Origin of the sequence: Protofrankia sp. CiP1_Cm_nod1 (assembly GCF_920888515.1) — a bacterium.
Taxonomy (GTDB): Bacteria; Actinomycetota; Actinomycetes; order Frankiales; family Frankiaceae; genus Protofrankia.
The window spans coordinates 1-4,323 of record NZ_CAKKTM010000294.1; the positions used below are offsets into that span (position 1 = coordinate 1).

A 4,323-nucleotide genomic window follows, 5' to 3' on the forward strand; every position below is an offset into this window, starting at 1 on the left:
GGGACGGGACGGTGCGGGTATGGGCGGTGGGCGTGCCGCCGCCACAACCGGGTGTGCCCGCGCGGCTCGACCCGGCCGAAGCGCCACTGCGGACCGCGGCAGCCGGGCTGGTCCTGCTCGGCGCCGGCGGGCTGTGGCCCCCGCTGTCCCTGCTCGCGGACCTGGTCACCCTCACCGGCAGCCCCACCACAACACCCGCCCTCACCAACACCGCTCCCACCACCCACCAGCCGGCACCTCCCACACACAGAGACACCCCAGGGCATCCACCCGACGGAGACAGCCCGGAGCTGTACAACCCACGGCTGCGCACCCTGGCCACCCACCCCGGCATCCACCGGCTACGCGCCCTGGCCTGGCCGCCAGCCGCCCGCATCGGCCTCGCCGCCCTCCTCGCCGCCGGCCTCCCCCCCGACCCCCGCTACACCCCCCCAGCCGGCAGCACCCCCACCAGCCGGCACCACACCCTGACCACCGCCCTACACAGCCCCGCCCTACACAGCCCCGCCCAGCCGCCGGCCGGCCCCCTCGACCCCCGCCACCTCGCCCAGCCCCCGGCAGCCGCCCTCGACCCCCGCCACCTCGACCAGCTCACCACCACCGCCACCAGCATCACCCCCCGACTGACCGCCCTGCTCACCCTCATCGGCCCCACCGCCGTCGCCACCGACCCCACCCTCCCGCTACGCCTGCGCCACCGCGCCCCCGCCATGCCACCCCTACCCAGCCACCACCACACCCTCCTGACCGCCACCACCACCCTGCTCACCACCTCGGACAGCCGGGGGCAGGCCGCCATCAGCCGGCACACCCCCGCCACCACCGGCCTGACCCACCACGGCACCCCCCACCAGCTCCTGCCCTCCCAACACGCCCTGCCCGACGACCTGTTCACCCTCCACCTCGCCCGCGGCGACCTCCTCTACCGCCACCACACCACCACCCCACCATCCCCACCCCACCCGGTCACGATCATCCTCGACACCAGCCCCCCCACCTACGGACCCATCGAAACCCTCCTCCGGCTGACCGCCCACCTCCTGACCACCACCCTCTGGCACACCGGCACCCACCCCACCCTGATCACCCTCGACCAGCCCACCCTCGCGCTCCCGCTCACCAGCCCGGCCGACCTCGCCGCCATCTGGACCAGCCGCACCCTGCACCCCCCCGACCTGCCCACCGCCCTACGCACCGCGGAACACACCCCCCAGCCCACCACCGTCCTGCTCACCCACCACCACCTCCCCACCGACCACCCCCTCCCGCTCGGCCCCCACCTGCGCCTGCTGACCACCCACACCCCCGGCGACGAACCCCCCACCCACCCCGGCCAGACCAGCAACCGAACCAGCAACCGAACCAGCGGCCGAACCGGTGGCACCCGCCGAACCAGCCACAACCAGACCAGCAACCCCCGCCGAGCCAGCGGCACCCGCCACGACAGCCCCGACCAGCACCGTCCCCACCACAGCCGCGGCCCCGACGGTCGCTACCACCACCACCTCCCACCCCACCCCGACCCGGTCACCCTCGCCGCCGCCATCCACGCCCTCCTCGCTCCCACAACCCGGGCAGCCGTAGGTGGAAACCGCTACTGACACAACGTTTTCCACCTACGGTCGCGGAACCCGTAGGTGGAAAACGCTGCTGCCATGACGTTTTTCACCTACGGCTGGAGGTATCCACGGGACGGCGGCGCGCTTCCTCCACATGACCGTGGAAGACATCACCGTCCGGAAGGGCCGGCAGCGCACCCCGCCACTGCGCGGTGCCGCTCTGCGCCACTGCGTGGTGCCGCTCTGCCGGTTGCTCCGTTGCGCCAGCCCGGAGATAGACTAAGTTCATGGCTAAGCCCACTATCCAGGTCGGCGTGCACGAGGCGAAGACCCGGCTGTCCGAACTGCTGCGCGCCGTGGCGGCAGGTCAGGAGGTCGACATCCTGCGCAGCGGCAAGCCGGTAGCCAAGATCATCCCGTTCGCCCCCCGGAGCATGCGCGAGATCGGCGTCGACGAGGGGCGGTTCACCGTCCCCGACGACTTCGACGCCCCGCTGCCCGACGACATCGAGGACAGCTTCTACCGGTGAGCCGCTATCTGATCGACACGCAGGCATGGCTCTGGTCGCTCGCCGAGCCGCGGCGCCTGCGCGCGGACACCCGTGACCTGCTGGCCGACACCGCCAACGAGATCCTGCTGTCGGCCGCCAGCGGCTGGGAGATCTCGATCAAATACCGGCTGGGCAAACTGGCCCTCCCCGAACCGCCGCGCAGCTACGTGCCGGACCGGATACGGCGCACGGGCGTGACCCCGCTCGCGATCGAGCACGACCACGTGCTGCGGGTGGCGGCGCTGCCGGACCATCACCGGGATCCCTTCGACCGGCTCCTGGTAGCGCAGGCACAGGCACTGGACGTCCCGTTGATCACCGCGGACGGCCGGCTGTCGGCCTACGAGGTGAAAACCCTCCCAGCCTGACCCGTAAGCCGCCCGGCTTACCCCCATTTGGGGCGATGCCGAAGGCATCCGAGGTACCGACCCTCAGCCACGTGCTCGGGAAAGAAAAGCGATCACGATAACGAGTGCTCAAGTGGTTGCTCTAACAGCCACTTGAGCACTCGTTCCGGTGTGGGAGGGCCGCAAGGCGGCCGTTGGTCACGGGGAGTCTCTGTGGGAGGTGCGGGTTCCGTTACGGCGGGCGGCGCGTTCGTAGAGGTGGGCGGCGCGCAGCGGGTCGCCGTGGCGTTCGTGGAGCTCCGCGGCGCGGGCCCAGTCGTCCGCGAATTCGGCGTCGAGGGCGTCGTTCAGCCAGGTACGCGGTGCTGAGGGGGCCTCCGGTGCGCGGCTGCGCAGTTTCTTCCACAGCTCGCGGGCGCGTTGCAGGCCACCGGCGGGTGGTTGCGGTGCCGGCTCGGGCTCGGGCTCCGGTGGGCGTGGGGTGGCCTGCGCGTCGACGTCCGCCAGCGCCGCTTCGATCTCCGGGGGGAGCTGGAGGTCCAGCTGCGGGCCGGGGCCGGCCCACAGCGTCCACACCGGGTGGCGGGTGCGCAGGTCGAAGGCGACGGCCCGGTCCGGCAGCGCCACCACGGCGACGTCGTCCCCGGCGCCGAACAGGGCCCGGCGGGCGCTCGGGGGCAGCCGCGGGCGCGTCCGGTAGCCGACCGGCAGGAACAGCGGGCCGGGCCCGAGGCGGTACAGCGGCTCACCGACCGGCAGCCGTTCGAGCAGGCCGCCGGGGGCCAGCAGCAGATGCCTGTCCCGGCCGCGGACGACGAACGCGGTCTCGGCGAGCGGATGCCCTTCCAGCAGCAACGGGACGGCCGTGAGATCGTCGTCGTCGAGCAGCGCCGCTTCGGCGTCGGCCTCGCTGGTACGGGCCGGGACGATCGCGACCGCCCGCCCCTCCAGCCGCAACGACGCGCTGCCCGCCGCTGGTGACGTGCCGGCCACCGCCGATGCGACCGGGTCCGGAGCCTCCAGCGGGTAGTCGTCGGCGAGCCGGACGAGCGTGGCCGCGTCCGTGGGCTCACCGAGACCGGCCAGCCGCCAGCAGCCGAAGGAGGCGTCGGCCAGCACCCACGTGCCGGCGTCCACCAGGTCGGCGAGCAGCGGGTCGGGCAGCGCGGACGCCATGGCGTGCTGGACCAGCAGCGCGTCGCCGGTCACCCGGCAGACCAGCACGAACGGGTCATGATCGAGCGCAGTCAGCAACGACGCGGGCAACGGCTCCCCCGACGCCGACGCAGGCACCCTGGAGCTCTGCCCGTACACCCAGGAGGTTCTGGAGCCTGTCACGGACAGTCGTAATTCGATGGCAACTCGTCCGCCATGGGACGCCCCGGTGACGGCCCTTCCCGCCCTCCGCCCGCCGTTGGCGGCGGACCATGATGCCCCGGCGACGCTCTCTCCCGTCCCTCGCCCGCCACCGGCGGCGGACCATGACGGCTCGACGACGGCGCCAGGCCCCGAGCTGGCAGATCCCGAGGCCGGAGCGCTCCGCCCGAGCTCGCCCGGCGGCTGGCCAGACCCCGAGCCGACAGGCCCCGAGCCGACAGACCCCGCACCCGTGGCAGCGGTGGGCTGCGCGGCTTCGTCGAACAGCGGGACGAGCCGGACCGGCCGGTACCGCACGTCCAGCCCCAGCTCCAGAGCACGTTGGACGACCCCGCCGGCCCGCGAGCCCGCCACCAGCACCACCGCCTCGGTGGACGGGCCGGCCGCCACCGGGTGGAGCCCGGCCGTCCGCACAACCTCGACAACGCTCACCGGCCGGAGCCCGGCCGCCGGCACCGACCCACGACCATCGTCCGCCGAGGCCGCCGA

General features: G+C 73.4%; 2 protein-coding genes and 2 pseudogenes. 3 read left to right on the plus strand and 1 reads right to left on the minus strand.

Annotation, left to right across the window (positions count from 1 at the left end):
- The 3 genes and pseudogenes from NBX02_RS23170 to NBX02_RS13265 all read left to right on the plus strand — a co-directional run.
- Positions 1-1,601: pseudogene (locus NBX02_RS23170) on the plus strand (hypothetical protein); the annotation flags it as partial.
- A 245-nt stretch (positions 1,602-1,846) separates the two neighbouring features.
- On the plus strand, positions 1,847-2,089 hold the full coding sequence (locus tag NBX02_RS13260) for a type II toxin-antitoxin system Phd/YefM family antitoxin (protein ID WP_250291565.1): 243 nt from the start codon (positions 1,847-1,849) through the stop codon (positions 2,087-2,089).
- The gene (locus NBX02_RS13265; protein WP_250291566.1) at positions 2,086-2,478 is read left to right on the plus strand and encodes a type II toxin-antitoxin system VapC family toxin; all 393 of its coding nucleotides are present in this window, start codon (positions 2,086-2,088) and stop codon (positions 2,476-2,478) included. The genes NBX02_RS13260 and NBX02_RS13265 overlap by 4 nt, the downstream gene beginning before the upstream one ends.
- 177 nt (positions 2,479-2,655) lie before the next feature.
- Here NBX02_RS13265 and NBX02_RS13270 read toward each other — a convergent pair.
- A pseudogene (locus NBX02_RS13270) lies at positions 2,656-4,323 on the minus strand (hypothetical protein); the annotation flags it as partial.

Bases quoted from the DNA above. Each gene is read 5' to 3' on its own strand.
- NBX02_RS13260 (WP_250291565.1), top strand. From the start codon at position 1,847: ATGGCTAAGCCCACTATCCAGGTCGGCGTGCACGAGGCGAAGACCCGG.